Raw genomic sequence first — 16544 nt, 5'->3', positions numbered from 1 at the left:
CTGCGATATGCTTGAAATATTATGGAGATAAGAACGAATTCAGCAGACAGACATATCATGGTACTGGGTGTGGGGAACCTCTTGTTTACCGATGAGGGCGTAGGCATTCATGTGGTGCAGGCCCTTGTTGAGGAATATGCCTTTTCCAGCAACATATCCATAGAGGACGGCGGGGTTCTGGGTATCCGTCTCTTAGGAATTATTTCCGAGGCCGACGATCTCATCGTAGTGGATGCCATCCGAAACGGGGGATCACCCGGAAGCCTTTACCGGATCGAGGGGGATGCCATCCCTAACCGAATTCTTGCCAAAAATTCGCTGCATCAGGTGGATCTTCTGGAGGCGTTGACTCTCTGCCAGGCCCTTGACAGGGTTCCTGAAACCGTTATCATCGGCGTCGAGCCCCAGGATATCGAGACAATTGGTCTTGAACTGACGGCCCCGGTGCAGGAAAAGCTTGAATCTCTGAAGGAGATGACCCTTCGGGAACTTGATCGTCTCGGAGGCGGCTACGCTAGAAAAAGGGCCGAACTGTCATGTGCTTAGCCATCCCGGCGAGGATCACCAGGATAGATGACCGGATGGCGACCATCGACATGGAAGGCGCCCGGAGGGAAGTGAGTCTGCTCCTTCTCGAAGACGCCCGGGTAGGGGATTACGTGATTGTCCATGCGGGCTTTGCCATCCACAAAATCGATGAGGCGGAGGCCAACGAATCCTTGAAGGTGCTCCGGGAACTGGTATCCTTCATGGATGGTGAGCCCGGTTAGCGAGATATTTTCTTGACATCTGTGGTGCTATTTTACTATGATCTTGATCAAGGTTGTGGGGGGCCAATGGAAAATTTTATAAATAGACAAAAAGGAGGTGACAACGTCGATGAATAAGAAGCTTTTAGCCGCTTTACTTTCAGGTTTTCTGTTCCTCTCTGTGGGCGTCCTTGTAGCCGGTGATGTGCCTGATGAGCTGATGCTCGACGACAAGAGCTACGCAAAGGATATAAAAGGTCCTGTTAAATTCACGCACAAAAAGCACAGCGAGGATTACAAAGCTGCCTGCACAGATTGCCACCATGTGTACAAAGACGGCAAGAATGTGTGGAAGGAAGGGGATCCGGTACAGAAATGCAGCGAGTGCCATGATGCTGATAAAACAGAAGGAAAGGTGAAGAAGCTGAACCTTGCCTATCACTCAAACTGCAAAGACTGCCATAAGGCATTAGCCGAGGAAGGCAAACCCACCGGTCCTTTTAAGAAATGTAACGACTGCCACGAGGCAAAGGCAAAATAGGTGCCTCGATGTTTGATGGCCTTAAAAAAAAGCCGCCCCACCGGGTGCGGCTTTTTTGTTTCCTTCCGACGTACAAAAAAAGGCGTGGCCTCATCCGGTAGATTGGATAAGACCACGCCTCGAATACTGCCTCGGAAAACGGTCTATACTTCGGTCACAGTAATGGCATCGTGTTCGCATACCTCTATACAGCTTTCACATCCCAGACACTCTTCCGCATTGACCGGCACGGATTTGTCATCTATGATTTCATAGACATCCACCGGACAGACCTCAACGCATTCCTCACATCCTTCACACTTCTCCGGATCCACCACAACTTCGTAGCCCATATGTCTTAACCTCCTGAATGATAATTAAAAATCCTCAAATTAGTGCCTGTTGGCGGACGCCTCAAGACAGGATCTCCTTACCCATTCTTCACGAACCAGCGGTTACTTAACAGACAAAATTTTGACTGTCAAGCTTTTTTACTTTGGATAGGGCCCTTTTATGTGCCTTTTTTAAGCCCTGCCAGATCCTATTGAAAAGACCTCTCAAATAAAAGGGCCGATTACATCTCCGAATCGGCCCCAAGGTTAGAACGTCCTCTTGATCGGTTATGATGCGGCCACTTCCGTTTTCACGGAGGTCGCGACCTTGTACAAAATGGTCAACACAAAAAAGCCCGTTGCCAGGACCCCAATGGTAATCAGAACCTCCGGCGTTGTGGGCCAGTATTCCGTAACCGTGTGGAAAGGGTTGGGCGTAAAACCGGCGACGATGAGGCCCAGTCCCTTGTCGATCCAGGTGGCTGCAATCAGCACGGCGCAGGCCACGGCGAGCGTCCCCTCGTTCCTGCGGGTCGCAGGGACCACCAGCAGGATGAGGGAGATGACCGCGAATACGGCTGCCGCCCACATCCATGGCGCCAGGTTGCCGACCCCTTCCAGTCCCTTGAAGAGAAAGACAATCGGGTGCATATGCCCGGGGATCTGGCTGTAAAATGCCGTAAAGAGTTCCAGGAGGAAAAAGAAGACATTGATCAGCATGGCATAGGTTACAATACCGGCCAGGGTTCGAATCTGTTCTTTTCCCGGATCAAATTTTGTAACCTTCCTGACAATAAGGCACAGCAAGATCAAAAGCGCAGGACCTGCGCAAAACGCCGATGAGAGAAAGCGGGCGGCCATGATAGAGGTCAGCCAGTAATGTCTCCCCGGAAGACCGGCATACAGAAATGCCGTCACCGTATGGATGCTGAAGGCCCAGGGAATGGAGATATAGATCAGGACCTTGATCCATTTCTGGTAGTGGATCCCTTTCCGCTCTGCGGCCAGGACATTCCACCCGATGACAAGGTTGAGGAGCATATAGACGTTCAGGACGATCATATCCCAAAAGAGGATGGAATTGGGCGTGGGATAGAGGATCACGTTCATGATCCGGACCGGATTTCCCAGGTCCACAAACACGAACAACAGGCACATGATAATGGCCGACACTGCCAGGAATTCACCCAAGATCGTGATCCTGCCGAACGCCTTGTAATCATGGAGGTAATATGGCAAGACGACCATGACCCCGGAGGCCGCTACGCCAACAAAATAGGTGAGTTGGCCAATGTAGAGCCCCCACGACACATCCCTGCTCATCCCGGTTACCTTGAGGCCTTCAAAAAACTGATAGAACCAGCATCCCGTACCTATCCCCATCAACACAAGGAGAAAAACGAGCCACCCCCAGTATCCCTGACTTCCTTTCAGTGCCCTGTCAAGCATAATCACCTCATACGATATAGAATATATTAGGTTCGGTGCCCAGCTCGGCCTTGCGCCGGATCGTATAATGTTCCCTGAGCAGCTTTCTCACGTTTGACTCCGGATCGGCCAGGTCTCCGAACGTCATGGCATGCGCCTTGATCTTGTCGCAGGCCTCCACACATGCCGGCAGTTCGCCTCTCGCAATCCGTTCCACGCAGAAATCGCACTTCTCGACCACGCCCATGGACCTCTCCGGATAGTCCCTGTTGGTCGGAAACTCGGGATTCAACTCCTTGGGTGCCTTTCTGGGATCTCCCCAGTTGAAGCTTCTGGCACCGAACGGACAGGCCGCCATACAGAACCGGCATCCGATGCACCTGTGCATATCCATGCAGACGATGCCGTCCTCTTCTCTCTTGAAGGTCGCCTTTGTGGGACAGACCCTCACGCACGGTGGATTGAAACAGTGGTTGCATAGCAATATCACCGGCTGGTGCTTCAACCCTTCCGTGATATACGGATTGGGTTGATTCGGAAACGAATGTTCAAAGGACTCCTGCCAGATCCATTTGATGGCATGCTTCGGATTTCCCCAGTCGGGAACATTGTGTACCCGATGACAGGCATCCATGCAGGCCTTGCACCCGTCTTTCTCCTGGGCCTGCTTTTCAAGACATTTGCGGATGTCAATGACCATGGCCCACCGGGTTCCCTGGGTCAGCGGAATGCCCTCCATGGAGGCTTCCACTTCCCCGGGGGCGAATATATCAACAGCCGCCTTACCTCCAAGGCCGAACAGGGCGGCCATTCCGGCAATCTTGAGGAATTCTCTTCTGTCTACGCCCATTACTTTTTCTCCTCCGGCTGAATATGGCAGTCCCAGCAATAGGGGTCCACATCCACATAGTTGTGGCACTGCAGACAAAATTTGGAGTAGTTTGAATGGCACTCCAGGCAGGTGGTCTGAAGGCTCTTATAATATCGCTTTCCGTCAGGCGACCTGTAGTACCGCTCCCCATCGCGGACCACCGTGTGCCGCCACTCATCCAGCAGGGTAAAGTGGGACTCCCTCATATAGGTCACAGGCGCCACACATGCCTTGGCCTCCTTCGCCTTTGGTGTCAACTCCGGGACCGGGGCCTTGGCCGCCTTCCCTGCATTGTAAAAGAAAGGGGAGAGCAACAGACCAAGACCGATGATCAGGCCGACAATAATCTTACCGCCATCATACATCCTCTTCATCCTCCATTCCTGGGAGAGGTTCCCCACGCAGATCCGTGGTTCGCTTCTGTTCCCCCTCGAATACCAGGGCATTGGCAACCATCTCATGCACCCCGGTGACCTCTACGCCGGGCACCCAGTACCGCAACAGATCCGGAAATACCGCCCTGTCAATGGCGCATATGCACGACAGCATATTCACCCCATGTTTTTCGTGTACATATTTCACCGCATTGGCCCGGGGAAGGCCCCCGCGCATCCGCAGTTCCATGTCTTCACCCGCATTGAGCCCGGAACCGCTCCCGCAGCAGAAGGTCTGTTCCCGGATGGTCTCGGACGGCATCTCATAGAAATGATTGCACACGCTCTTAATCACGTATCTCGGTTCTTCGAAAAATCCCATCCCTCTGGCCGTGTTGCAGGAATCGTGGAATGTCACCACCAGATTGTCGTTCCGGCTCGGGTCCAGTTTGAGCTTGTTGTGTTTTATGAGATCCGCTGTAAACTCCACAAGGTGGACCATCTTGGTGGCTTTTGCATTTTCGAATTTGGTGCCGGTCAGGGGCGAGACCGGTTCTTCCAGAAAATCGGGAGGACCGTTGAAGGTATCCATATACTGATTCAGGACGCGCCACATATGTCCGCATTCACCGCCCAGTATCCATTTGACCCCCAGGCGCTTGGCCTCGGCGTACATCTTGGCATTGAGCCGTTTGGCCATCTCATGGGAGGTGAAATAGCCGAAGTTGCCCCCTTCCGACGCGTAGGTACTCCAGGTGATATCCAGACCAAGGGATTTCAGGTAATGAAAGAGCATCATGTAGCCCATGCAGGTGTAGGTCCCCGGGTCGGCGAAAACATCGCCCGAAGGCGTCACAAAGAGGATCTCGGCGCCTTTACGGTTCATGTCCTGCTCCATCCGGATCCCGGTGATGTCCTCGATTTCATCGGTGAAAAAATCCAGCATATCCTTATAGGCATGGGGCTGGATCCCCAGATGGTTTCCGGTCCGGTAGCAGTTGGCCACAGGCGCGGCGATCCAGTCGGTGTTGAGGCCCAGGAGATTTGTCAGTTCCCTGCCAAGGATGGTCACCTCGGCAGTATCAATCCCATAGGGGCAGAAGAGAGAGCAGCGCCGGCATTCGGAACACTGGTACAGATAGTACCACCACTCTTTGAGGACATCTTCGGTCAACTCCCGGCCGCCGCCGAATTTGCCTAAGAGTTTCCCGCCGGTCGTGAACTTTTTCCGGTAAACCGACCTGAGGAGTTCCGCTCTCAACACCGGCATATTCTTGGGATCGCCCGAACCGATAAAAAAATGGCACTTGTCGGCGCAGGCACCGCACCTGACGCAGATATCCATAAAGAGCTTGAGCGATCTAAACCGGTCCAGGCGATCCTTGAAGCCCTCCTCGATAATCTCCTTCCAGTTTTCAGGCAACTGCCAGTCCTCATCTGCGGGATTCCACTCCTTGGGAAAAGGCATCCCGACATATTCGAGGTTCTTCGGCTTGGACCCATAGCAAAAGATGCCTGGTTTCGGTTCCGCCGGCTTATCCATCCAGCCCTTTTCAAATAACGGCGACCGGTGATCTATCTTCGCGGTTTCTTCCGGTTTTGGGGTAGTTGCCATGGTTACTCCTTTTCTTCTGATCCTGCTGTTGCGTCGGCCCCTTTTTCTACGGGCAAACCGGCCTCAATCATATGCTCTCTGAACTCATCTTCGTATTCCTCATAGGTATGGGTCGGTACAGGATAACTCCAGGGATTCACATGCCTGACAAACCGGCTGTTATTGGAAAGATTTCTTGTCGGGCTGAGAAATACTCCGGCTAAATGCATCAGTTTGCTGAACGGAAAATAGGCGATTAACACACACAGGATGAACAGGTGTATAAAAAAAATAACCCCGATCCCTTCAGGGACGGTCGGGGAGAATTTGAACAGGCCGATGGCGAGTTCCTTTACCTTGGTTACGTCCACCCTGAACAGATAGCGCATAAGCATGCCGCTAAAACCGAGGGAAAGGATCAGAAAGAGGGGAAAATAGTCGGAAGGGAGGGAAATATAGCGCATCTGGGAATAGAGAATCCGTCTCACCAGGAGCCATGTCACCGCAGCCATGAGGAGCATATCCGTCAGATATACTCCGGGGAGTCCAAAGCCGTTGAACGGCGCCGCGCCCATCTGCATAAACCCATCAAGGTTCTGGAGGAGCGTCACGAAACCCGGGACCGGTTCCATAAAAAACCTGAAGTGCCTGATGAAAATGACCAAAAAAGAATAATGAAACAGGATGGCAGCCAGCCAGAGCCACTTCTCCCATTCATAGTCGATCTTGGGAACACCATCGACTCTCCGGTATTCGAGCCGGGTATTTCGGAAGAGAGAACGGAAGGTCAGCACCTCGAAGAGCATCCTCACAATCACCCCGCCCAGGCCCTTCGGGTTGTCGACCGGATTTCTCTTGATCCAGGGAAAAGACCATTCCTGCCCCGCAGTGGTCGGAATCCTGAACGGAACGGGCGACCGGCCCCAGTCAATGACCCGGACCACAATCCCCACAAAAAAGGTGGCCATGGCCGCATAGGGGATGACGATGCCGAAAAGGACACGTAGATCCAATGCCCCGACGCCTATCCAGGGAATTGCAACAACCACCAACACCGCCAAGGAAGAAACAATAATGCTCAGAAAGAAATTCATAGACTATTACCTCATTTCAATTTCAAAGAGATGTCCCGGCATTGTCATCTCGAAGCCCGGGCGCCGTCTCCGGGATCTCGACAATGAGATTTGCTCTCTCCAACAATTTCCCCACCTGGTTTTTCACCTCATGGACGCGGATCTCGTAGATTTCCTGGCGGCACTTCGAATAGACATCAAAGGCCATCAGCAGAATCCCATCTATCTGCCTGTCAAGCGCGTGCATGTCAGGGGAGTGCTCATTTCCCAATTCTTCCTTAATAATATCTTTCAACTGAAGGACAAAGGCAACGGCCTGAGAGGGACTGAAATCCTGTACCGCCCTGACCCTGATAATCGTATCGAGGGAGGAAGCTATCCTATCGGCATTGTCTCCTTTGACCACTTCGTCAAACAGGGTTTCAATCTCTTTTGCGACGATGGATCCGACGGGGTTTGCGAACTGGCTTTTTGTTCTTTTAAAAAATCCCTGACTGTCCTTGGGATATGAGGCGATGATGGCATCTTGCCATCTCTTGATGATTTTAGATCTTTTAGCTGACGGGAGATTTTCTAGATTCATTTCATGGCTCCAGATTTGGGCCTTTCATGGAAAATTTGGTTTGAGGGAAACCTATAGGAAAATTGTGTTTTCCTGTCAAGGAAAAAAAGCGTGGTCACCGTTTTTGGCAGCAAAACCCTCAACAGGATCTTCGTCCTTTGAATAGATTCCATAACGAATTTAAAAATTGCGCAAAAGCGGTTCTGTTTAGGGGAAGAATGGCCCCCCTTCTGCACCGGATATCCGTAAATGGCGGTCTCCGGATTCCAAGGACATGTCATGTAACTCTCATGTCCTGTTTTGAGTGAACGGGCGAAAAACGAACCTTCGGCCATTTCTTGCTGCATTTGATGAGGACCCGGGTGGTGTATCAGTGATTTCTTGGTATGTAATTTCTCAGACCGCCTTTAGGCAAATAAAGATTTCCATTTCTCTTTGACCTGTCGTGAAAAATAGGGTATCCATCAGCAAACGCGAATTAAGGTGGAATTCAGGGATTTTTGGAATTGTCCTTTTTCACGCCAGAACGGCTACGCTGCGCAACCGGGGCATCATTATATAAACAGCAAGTTTAACATGACAATTGTTCACCGGGAATATCCAGATTCAATATCCTCTATGCGGGGTACTCAGGGAGCCAGATATGTATGAAGATCTGAAAGGAAAGACGGCACTGGTCACGGGCGCCGGAAAGCGGACCGGGATCGGTTATGCGATTGTGCGGGCACTGGCGGCCAACGGCGCTCATGTGGTGGTGGCCGATCTCGGCCGAAATGACGCCGAAGAAGCTCAGGTGAAGACCGGCACTCAGGGTGAAATGGAAGAGATTGTGCAGGAAATCATGGAAGACTTTTCGGTCTCGGCCCTGGCCGTTAAGGTGGACTTGACGGACAGTGAGGCCATCGGCCGGATGGTTGAAAAGGTGAAGAAACGGTTTGATCACGTTGATGTGCTGTGCAATAATGCCGGGGCCTCTTTCGGCGTGCCCAACGCTGTCCACACCTATGATGAAGCAGCCTGGATGAAGACCATCGATATCAACCTGCACAGCGTCTTCAGGGTTTCAAGGGCCGTGCTGCCCCTCATGATGGGGAGGAAGGCGAGTATCATCAATACGGCCTCCCGTGCCGGCAAGGTGCCGCCCCTGTTCAACGGGGCCTATGCCGTGGCAAAGGCCGGGGTCATCATGCTGACCAAGGTCATGGCCAAGGAACTGGCCGGGGCCGGCATACGGGTCAATGCCGTTTGTCCGGGACAGATCATGACCGATCTGGAGAAATGGCGGTTTGGGCTGGAGGCCAGGGTCTTCGGAACGACGGTGGAGGAAAGAGAAAAAGAGATGTGTAAAACCATCCCCCTCGGCCGGATCGGGACTCCCGAAGAAGTGGCCGGTCTGGTGGCGTTCCTGGCATCGGATGCCTCTTCCTATTGCACGGGCCAGGCCGTCAATGTGACCGGCGGACAATTGATGGAGCTTTAGTACCTGGGTTTTCTGTCATTAAAAACAAGAAAATCTCAACTTTGGTCATTCCGGCACGGTTTTGGCCGGAATCCAGAAAAGCGGCGGACTGGATTCCGGCTAACGGCATGCCGGAATGACGGAACAGCGCACGAGCGTTTTGGTTGCGGTCATCCGCGTTAGTAGTGAGCAAATGGAATAAAGTTGAACAATGACCTGCTTCGGCGGCCGATTCCTTATGTTTTCATTCCTAATTTTTACTTCTTAATTCATAATTCTCAATCCAACGGGGGTATTATTGATGGAAACCGTTACAGGCGGACAACTGGTGGCTGATGGGCTGACCAAGAGAGGCGTGAAATATGTGTTTACCCTCAGCGGGGGCCATATCACGCCGATCTATCAATATCTTGAAAACAGCCATGTAACGCTTTTCGACACGCGGCATGAACAAGCCGCGGTCTTTATGGCCGAGGCATGGGGCAAGCTGACCCGGACACCGGGTGTGGCCATGGTGACGGCCGGCCCGGGATTCACCAATTCCCTGACAGGCATTGCCAGCGCATTCTTTTCCAACACGCCGCTGGTCCTGATTGCCGGCTGTGTGGGTCTGGATCACAGGGAAAAGCTCGACCTCCAGGACATGCCCCAGGCCCCGGTGATCGGGCCGATGGTCAAAAAGGCCCTGGTCTGTCACAAGGTGGAGCGGGTCCCGGAATTCATGGATATCGCCTTCCGGACCGCCTCCAGCGGCCGGCCGGGGCCTGTATACCTGGAGTTCCCGGTGGATGTCCTGAATGCACAGGCCAATCCGTCATCGGTCAAGGAGATGAAAACGGATGTAACTTCCCATCCTGCTGACCTTGCAAAGGCGGAACAGATGATCGACATGATCCAACAGGCTGAAAAGCCCATTGTGATTGCCGGTACAGGGGTATGGCAGTCCGGGGCCGAGAAGGAGCTGATCGAGTTTATTGAAAACACCGGCATTCCCGTATACACCTCCCTTTCCGGTAGAGGCACGATCCCGGATACCCATCCCTTGTGCTTCGAAGGGGCCCTTGCCATCCGGCCGGGGAGCGGATTCTCCGCCTACATGCAGACCGATCTGGTGGTTCTTCTGGGGACACGAATCTGCCTTTATTACATGTTCGGCGATATCTTCAACCGCCAGGCCAAGGTAATCCAGGTGGATATCCAGCCTGAAGAGATCGGCAGGAACCGCACGGTGGATCTTCCGGTGGTCAGCGATGTGGGGGCCCTGCTCAGACGATGCAATACCGTTGTCCGGGAAAAGAAGCTCAATGAAATGCTCACGTCCCGTTTTGCCCCGTGGATCTCCACCCTTGAAACCGCACACGAGCAGGGTAAGGCCATGTCGGTCAACGACTGGAAGAGCGATGCCGTGCCGATTCACCCGATGCGCCTCGCCCGAGAAATCAATGAATTCATGAACAGGGAAGACGACATCGTGGTGACCGACGGGGGCGATACCGCCACCTGGATGGGGATGACCCGCACCATCCGTAAGCCCGGACACTATCTCGACTACGGAATCTTCGGCTCCCTTGCAGTGGGGATCCCCTATGCCAATGCGGCCAAGCTCATCTATCCTGAAAAGCGGGTCTGCCTGATCACGGGAGACGGGTCTGTGGGATTCAACTTCATGGAATTTGAAACCGCTCTCAGGAGAAAGCTCCCCATTGTTGTGGTGATCTGCAACGATCTGGGATGGGGCATGATCCGGCACAGTCAGGAAATACGGATGGGCCACTCGGTCAGGGAGGGAACCCATATAGGGAGGGTCGATTATCACCGGATGGTGGAGGCCCTGGGAGGAAAGGGAATCCTGGTGGAACAGCCGGCGGAAATCCGGCCCGCCCTGGAAGCGGCCTTTGCTTCAGGGATAACCACCTGCATCAATGTCATGACCGATCAGGCCCCCATCAGCCCGGCCAGCATTGCCCTGGCCAATGTGGGGGCCTATATGGCTTGATGCTGGATGGACGAATGATTCGGAGGATTGGAAGGGCCGACTTATTGCGAATGCGTCACCTTTAATTCTTCATTCTTCATTTCTCATTGTCGTGCACGGAGGCAACCCTATGGACCCGGCAGTGGTGGATCAGGTCAGGCTCAATTTTAATCCCCAGGGATTGTTCATTATTAATGCCGCCATCGGGTTGATGATGTTCGGGGTGGCCCTGGATCTCAAGGTCGAGGATTTCAAGCGGATCATTGTTTCGCCCAAGGCCCCGGGCATCGGACTGGGCGCCCAGTTCATCCTTCTTCCCGCCTTCACTTTCCTGCTGACCCTGATCCTGCGGCCGCAACCCTCCGTCGCCCTGGGCATGATCCTGGTGGCGGCCTGCCCCGGGGGGAACCTCTCCAATATCATCACCTATCTGGCCAAGGGCAACTGCGCCGTATCCATCAGCATGACAGCGGTTTCCACGGCAGCGGCCATCGTCATGACGCCGCTCAACCTGAGCCTGTGGGGAAGCCTCAACCCCCATACGGCGGACATTCTGAGGCAGGTCAGCCTCAGTCCCATGGATGTGTTTACCACCATTTTCATCATATTGGGGATACCTCTGGCAGCAGGGATGACCGTGAGCCGCATCTTCCCCAACATGGCCGGCAAGGTAAGAAAGCCCTTCAAGATCTTTTCGCTGGTCTTCTTCATCGTCATTGTGTTGGGTGCCCTGGCCGCCAACTGGCGGATCTTCCTCCAGGTGATCGGCCTGGTAATGTTCGTGGTCTTGATCCACAATGCGCTGGCCCTGAATCTGGGGTACTGGTCGGGCCGTCTTCTCGGTTTGGAAGAGAGGGATGCGCGGGCTGTCTGCATCGAGGTGGGGATTCAGAATTCGGCCCTGGGTCTGGTCCTGGTCTTCAATTTTTTCGGGGGCCTGGGGGGCATGGCCATCCTGGTGGCCTGGTGGGGAATCTGGCACATCATCGCCGGGCTCATCACCGCCTTTATCTTTACCCGCATCTCCCTGCCGGCCGGCCAGGAAGGATGACAGGTGGGGAATATTGGGGAACGTCACCTTCTCACAATCATCTTCTTGTTTTTTGTGACAGAAAATCTGGCGATAAGGCACTAAATTCCTCAATTCCTGAATTTCTGAATTTCTTAGTTTTTTGGAAGAAAGAGAAATGGCCGACATCATATCTGTTCATTCATTCCGAGGGGGGACCGGCAAGTCCAATACGTCGGCCAACCTGGCGGCGCTGTATGCCATGGACGGACTCCGGGTGGGGGTGATCGACACGGACATCCAGTCGCCGGGGATCCACGTGATCTTTGGTCTGGACGAGGATGAAGCGCCCTATTCCCTCAACGACTACCTCTGGGGCCGATGTGCCATTGAACAGACCGCCTGCGACGTGAGCAGCGCCCTCGGGGGGGCCTGCACCGGGGCCATCTACCTCATCCCCTCCAGCGTCAATGCGGCGGACATCGCCCGGGTCCTCCACGACGGGTACGACATCGATCTCTTAAGCGACGGCTTTCGCGACCTGATCCGGGCGTTGAAACTGGATATCCTGGTGATCGACACCCATCCAGGGTTGAATGAGGAGACCCTCCTCTCCATCGCCATTTCAAACGCCCTTCTGGTGGTGATGCGTCCCGATTTCCAGGATTACCAGGGGACCGGGCTGACCGTGGAGGTGGCCCGGGAACTGGACGTCCCCTGCATGATGATCCTCATCAACAAGGCCCCGTCAACCTTTGACCTGGAACAGATCCGCCGGACGGTCTCAGACACCTACAACTGCCCCGTGGCCGGGGTCATCCCCCATTCCGAAGAGATGATGGGCCTGGCCAGCCACGGTATCTTCGCGGTTCGATACGCGGATCATCCCATTGTATCGGAACTGAAGCATGTGGCAAGGGCCTTACGTTCCTGAGGGCATGACACATCCCCCACCACAGATCGGGTCAGAAAGACCCGTCATAACAGTCTTGGTCTGCATTGCCGTGGGGTGCTTTTACGGATTTGCCAATTTTCTGTCGGGCAAATATTATCTCCCCGGATGCAACTTTGCCGAACTGCGGCCCCAGGTGGTCCTCCCCATGTTCATGGGGATCCTGTACGGTCCTGCGGGCGGTTTTGTATCGGGGGCACTGGGGGATATGCTGGGCTACGCCATCGGGGGCAAGGGTCCTTTTTTTGCCGTTCACTGGAGCCTCGCCAACGGACTCATGGGTTTCATACCGGGACTGGCCCGATATCTGGGCGCAAGGCCCGTGGATGCCATTGCGTCCTTTGTAAAACTCCTGATCCTCCTCCTTCTGGCATCCAGCGTCCCGTTCGCCTTTTCCACGGCCGTGGAGTACGGCCTTGGCCGGATCCCGTTTCATCAGGCCCTGTTCGGGCTCTTTCTCCCCATCTTCATCACCGACACCCTGTGGGCCTTTATGCTGATTCCCCCCATGATGCGGGCGGCCGGACTCCTCATCGCCCGCATCGAGATGCGCACCATTCAGGCGGTCTACTACCTCCTCATCATCACGGTCATGGCCACCTGGCTGAGCAGCATCCTGATCACCATGGGGGAGCAGCTTCACGTGGAGGAGCTTTACACATTAGGGGTTGTGACGCTGATCGTCCTGATCATCGGCCTGGCCGTTAGCGCGGTCAGCGCCAAGAAGATCACGGCGCCTGTGGTGAGCCTTACCACCGTGGCGCGCCAGGTGGCTGACGGCGATTATTCCCATGTGGGCGATCTGGCGGCCATCCGGAGCCGACCGGATGAATTGGGAACCATGGCTGCCGTGTTCTCGGACATGGTCCAGTCCGTGGAAAAGCGCGAGGAGGAACTCAAGCGGGAAGTGAAAATACTGAGGGTCCGAATCGACCGGGACAAGCAGACCGCAGACCTTGAAAAAATTACCGAATCAGACTATTTCAAAACCCTGAAGCAGAAGGCCGGGAACCTGCGCCGCAGGGCCGGTGCGGATGATTCATGAGGAGAAAAACGCCATTGGAAGAGAGCGGAAAGAAAAAACAGATCGGTTCCATCCTGGACAACCTCATGCGCTCGTCGCGATTCAAAAAGGACGCAAAGGACCGGGAGGTCCCCCATGGGCCGCAACTGACCTCCTTCGGCATCCCCCTGATGGAACAAGACGACGGCAGCTATCTTATAGACATGACGGCCATGCGGGTCTTCTCGGGGATCCCCGGTTTTGTCAGTTCATTGGCCAGGCAGGTGCTGGAGCAATGCCGTCATTCGCCGGTGGATGTTCTCACCCGCACCATGGTGGACCCCGAAAATACGCCGGAGCTGGCGGCCCTCGGCGTCACCCATGTGGTGGTCTACGCCCGGGGCCCTGTGGCCCGCCATCTCCTTGACGACCAGGAAGGATTCAGCCGTCATCTCCGCCTCGTATTTGACGCGATTCAGACGCCCCGATGGGGAGGTCTTCTTTTTCCCACGGCCTTTGAAATGAAAGATAAGGCGTCCTGCGGGCCGTCCGAAGACCAAGGCCTGGCCATGCTCTTTCCCTTTCACACCACCTGCGAAGGGGCATTCAGCTATTTTGTTTTGCTCGAATACGATCGACACGGCCGGTTCCTCCGCCTCACCATAGAGGACGGGGTCCAGTCCCGGCTGTTCTTGAAACGGATCCCCCACCGGGTGGTCAATGAGGTGGGCCGTCGCCACTACCGCCAGGACATCGCCATCATGGCGGAACAGATTTTTACCGGCATTCACAGGGAATGCCAGAACCAGCATAATGAATATATTGAAATTCCGGGGCGTCAGGCGGCGCTTTTTGAGCTGCTGGTGGCCTCAGGACTTGAGAACGTGACCGGGGCCTTCTTCAGGTGGACTCAGGAAACGTCGGAAGGATTGCTTCTAAGTCAGGATCCTGAGTTTTCCTTTCTCTTGTCGAAAATCCTCCTCTTGCTGGAAGATGATAATCTGATCCGGATACTGGCCTCGGGCAACATCCTGGAGATGATGGACGCCGAGACCCGCATCTATATGGACCTGTCTCGAAAAGGGGCCATGCTCAATATCAGTATCGGCGAACCTCGCCAGCCTCCGGATATGGGGGCCCACCTGAGGCGGATGCCCTCTCTTTTGGAGACCCAGTCTGCCGCGCCTTCCGGGATTCTCCAAAATTACCGGATATTTCTGGTTCACCATGCCACATCGGAAGTGCTGGGCTTTGTCAAGGCCCTGGAAGCCTCCGGGTGTGGATTCCTGACAACCCTCTTCATCCGCTACCAGGGCATTGTGCCGGACGCTCATTTGGAAGACATGCTGAGCATGCCTGAGCATCGGTTCCTCTTCTACGCGCTCCAGCGAATCGAGCTGCGGGATTCTGTAGACGGCGCCTATATCCTTTCCCGCCAGTATTCTTCCCTGGAAGGACTGAAGGATCTGGATAAGGCCCTGCGGGTCCTGCGGGGCAACTACATAGAGGCCATGCGCCTCGCGGCCGGGCACCTCTTTTTCAGGGAAGCCCTTGCGGCAGTGGAGGAAGGCCGCAAGTTATTGCTCATTGAAGACGGCGGGTATCTGGCCCCGGTCCTGAACCGCCTCTGCCATGACGCCAGGTCCCTGGCCCATACCCTGGACTTCTTCGCTGTTTTGCCCCCTTCGGACCTTGATGTGAATATCCCTCTCAAAGAATGGCTTCGAGGGCTGCTTCCCGCCACATTTGAACACACGACCAACGGCTATTATCAGTTGCAGGCCGTGGAAAAGGATTGCAACGGGCTCACGTTTCCCGTTTTGACCATTGCCACATCGCGGTATAAGAACGTCGTGGAAGCGGAGGCATGCGCCTATTCCATCCTCAGCGCAGTGGAATCCATCTTCAACGGTCTCGGGAAGAGCATGCTCCACCGTCATGCCCTTATCCTGGGGTCCTGCGGCAACATCGGCCGTTTCGTGCTGAAGGCCATGATTGACCGGGGGTCCTATGGAACCGCCTTTGGTCTGGACATCAAGGCAAAGAGCGACGGCAACAATGGGTCCCGGGACTTCTCCCACATCGATCAACTCCCGGAAGAGGTCTGGAAGCCTCTGGATCTCTTTGTGGGCGTTACCGGGGTGTCGGTGCTCCAGAGGGATTTCTTTGAGAAGCTCCTGTTAGAAGGATCGGCGCGAGACCTGTTTTTTGCCAGCGGGTCGACCAAAACCATTGAATTCGCAGACCTCACTGCCTGGATCGAGACCCTTTCCAATGCCCCCGACCCTGCCATCGGCGGGTATCCGGTGCGCCTGGAGAAACGGCCCATCAAGGACCCCCAAAACCAGGTATTGCAAGGCCATCACGTACGGATCGTTTTTGAAGGGGCATCCGGTTCCCCTCCCGGCTTCGGGGGTTGGCGCAAGGATCTGTATCTATTGGGCGATGCCATGCCCATTAATTTTCTCTATTACGGGGTGCCCGGCGAGGTGATCGACGGCGTCTTTGAAGAGCTGTACAGCCTGTTGTGCGGCTTCGTCTCCCGGCATGAAAAGGGAGAGACTTACAGCCCGGGTATCTATGCCGTGGATGTCAACACGGACAAACATGGGGCGCTTTCCTAGCCCTCGGGACCTGGCGGGT

General features: G+C 54.5%; 16 protein-coding genes. 9 read left to right on the top strand and 7 right to left on the bottom strand.

What is annotated here, in order from left to right:
- The first annotated feature begins 21 nt into the window (after nucleotides 1-21).
- The 3 genes from K9N21_11870 to K9N21_11860 all read left to right on the top strand — a co-directional run bounded on the left by K9N21_11870 (nucleotide 22) and on the right by K9N21_11860 (nucleotide 1290).
- A complete protein-coding gene (locus K9N21_11870) occupies nucleotides 22-546 on the top strand; it encodes a HyaD/HybD family hydrogenase maturation endopeptidase (protein ID MCF8144605.1) in 525 nt (174 codons plus the stop codon).
- Entirely contained in the window at nucleotides 537-770 is a 234-nt protein-coding gene (locus K9N21_11865) for a HypC/HybG/HupF family hydrogenase formation chaperone (GenBank protein MCF8144604.1), read from the top strand. The genes K9N21_11870 and K9N21_11865 overlap by 10 nt, the downstream gene beginning before the upstream one ends.
- Nucleotides 771-879: 109 nt before the next feature.
- The gene (locus K9N21_11860) at nucleotides 880-1290 is read left to right on the top strand and encodes a cytochrome c family protein (protein MCF8144603.1); all 411 of its coding nucleotides are present in this window, start codon (nucleotides 880-882) and stop codon (nucleotides 1288-1290) included.
- A 143-nt stretch (nucleotides 1291-1433) separates the two neighbouring features.
- On the opposite strand, the gene K9N21_11855 is transcribed toward K9N21_11860, so the two are convergent.
- The 7 genes from K9N21_11855 to K9N21_11825 all read right to left on the bottom strand — a co-directional run bounded on the left by K9N21_11855 (nucleotide 1434) and on the right by K9N21_11825 (nucleotide 7524).
- On the bottom strand, nucleotides 1434-1622 hold the full coding sequence (locus K9N21_11855; GenBank protein ID MCF8144602.1) for a 4Fe-4S binding protein: 189 nt from the start codon (nucleotides 1620-1622) through the stop codon (nucleotides 1434-1436).
- A gap of 267 nt (nucleotides 1623-1889) precedes the next feature.
- On the bottom strand, nucleotides 1890-3050 hold the full coding sequence (gene nrfD, locus K9N21_11850; protein MCF8144601.1) for a polysulfide reductase NrfD: 1161 nt from the start codon (nucleotides 3048-3050) through the stop codon (nucleotides 1890-1892).
- Between the two features lie 7 nt (nucleotides 3051-3057).
- The gene (locus K9N21_11845; protein MCF8144600.1) at nucleotides 3058-3879 is read right to left on the bottom strand and encodes a 4Fe-4S dicluster domain-containing protein; all 822 of its coding nucleotides are present in this window, start codon (nucleotides 3877-3879) and stop codon (nucleotides 3058-3060) included.
- Nucleotides 3879-4265 carry a sulfate reduction electron transfer complex DsrMKJOP subunit DsrJ gene (gene dsrJ, locus K9N21_11840; GenBank protein ID MCF8144599.1) on the bottom strand — a complete coding sequence of 129 codons (387 nt, stop codon included), beginning with the start codon at nucleotides 4263-4265 and terminating at the stop codon, nucleotides 3879-3881. Before dsrJ ends, K9N21_11845 begins: the two co-directional genes overlap by 1 nt.
- On the bottom strand, nucleotides 4258-5889 hold the full coding sequence (locus K9N21_11835) for a (Fe-S)-binding protein (GenBank protein ID MCF8144598.1): 1632 nt from the start codon (nucleotides 5887-5889) through the stop codon (nucleotides 4258-4260). Before K9N21_11835 ends, dsrJ begins: the two co-directional genes overlap by 8 nt.
- 2 nt (nucleotides 5890-5891) lie before the next feature.
- Complete coding sequence (gene dsrM, locus K9N21_11830; protein ID MCF8144597.1) at nucleotides 5892-6950, bottom strand: sulfate reduction electron transfer complex DsrMKJOP subunit DsrM; 1059 nt, start codon at nucleotides 6948-6950, stop codon at nucleotides 5892-5894.
- A gap of 34 nt (nucleotides 6951-6984) precedes the next feature.
- Entirely contained in the window at nucleotides 6985-7524 is a 540-nt protein-coding gene (locus tag K9N21_11825) for an RsbRD N-terminal domain-containing protein (GenBank protein ID MCF8144596.1), read from the bottom strand.
- 622 nt (nucleotides 7525-8146) lie between these two features.
- Between K9N21_11825 and K9N21_11820 the strand changes: the two genes are divergently transcribed.
- From K9N21_11820 to K9N21_11795, 6 genes are all read left to right on the top strand, one after another.
- Nucleotides 8147-8983, top strand: coding sequence for an SDR family oxidoreductase (locus K9N21_11820; protein MCF8144595.1), 837 nt, complete (start codon nucleotides 8147-8149; stop codon nucleotides 8981-8983).
- 280 nt (nucleotides 8984-9263) lie between these two features.
- A complete protein-coding gene (locus K9N21_11815) occupies nucleotides 9264-10958 on the top strand; it encodes a thiamine pyrophosphate-binding protein (protein MCF8144594.1) in 1695 nt (564 codons plus the stop codon).
- A gap of 109 nt (nucleotides 10959-11067) precedes the next feature.
- Nucleotides 11068-11988 carry a bile acid:sodium symporter family protein gene (locus tag K9N21_11810; protein MCF8144593.1) on the top strand — a complete coding sequence of 307 codons (921 nt, stop codon included), beginning with the start codon at nucleotides 11068-11070 and terminating at the stop codon, nucleotides 11986-11988.
- Nucleotides 11989-12124: 136 nt separating this feature from the next.
- The gene (locus K9N21_11805; protein MCF8144592.1) at nucleotides 12125-12880 is read left to right on the top strand and encodes a MinD/ParA family protein; all 756 of its coding nucleotides are present in this window, start codon (nucleotides 12125-12127) and stop codon (nucleotides 12878-12880) included.
- A 4-nt stretch (nucleotides 12881-12884) separates the two neighbouring features.
- Complete coding sequence (locus K9N21_11800) at nucleotides 12885-13943, top strand: ECF transporter S component (protein ID MCF8144591.1); 1059 nt, start codon at nucleotides 12885-12887, stop codon at nucleotides 13941-13943.
- Complete coding sequence (locus K9N21_11795; GenBank protein ID MCF8144590.1) at nucleotides 13940-16525, top strand: hypothetical protein; 2586 nt, start codon at nucleotides 13940-13942, stop codon at nucleotides 16523-16525. The genes K9N21_11800 and K9N21_11795 overlap by 4 nt, the downstream gene beginning before the upstream one ends.
- Nucleotides 16526-16544: the final 19 nt, after the last annotated feature.

The organism is Deltaproteobacteria bacterium (assembly GCA_021737785.1).
Taxonomy (GTDB): Bacteria; Desulfobacterota; DSM-4660; order Desulfatiglandales; family Desulfatiglandaceae; genus AUK324.
This window is presented reverse-complemented; position numbering and strand designations above follow the sequence as displayed.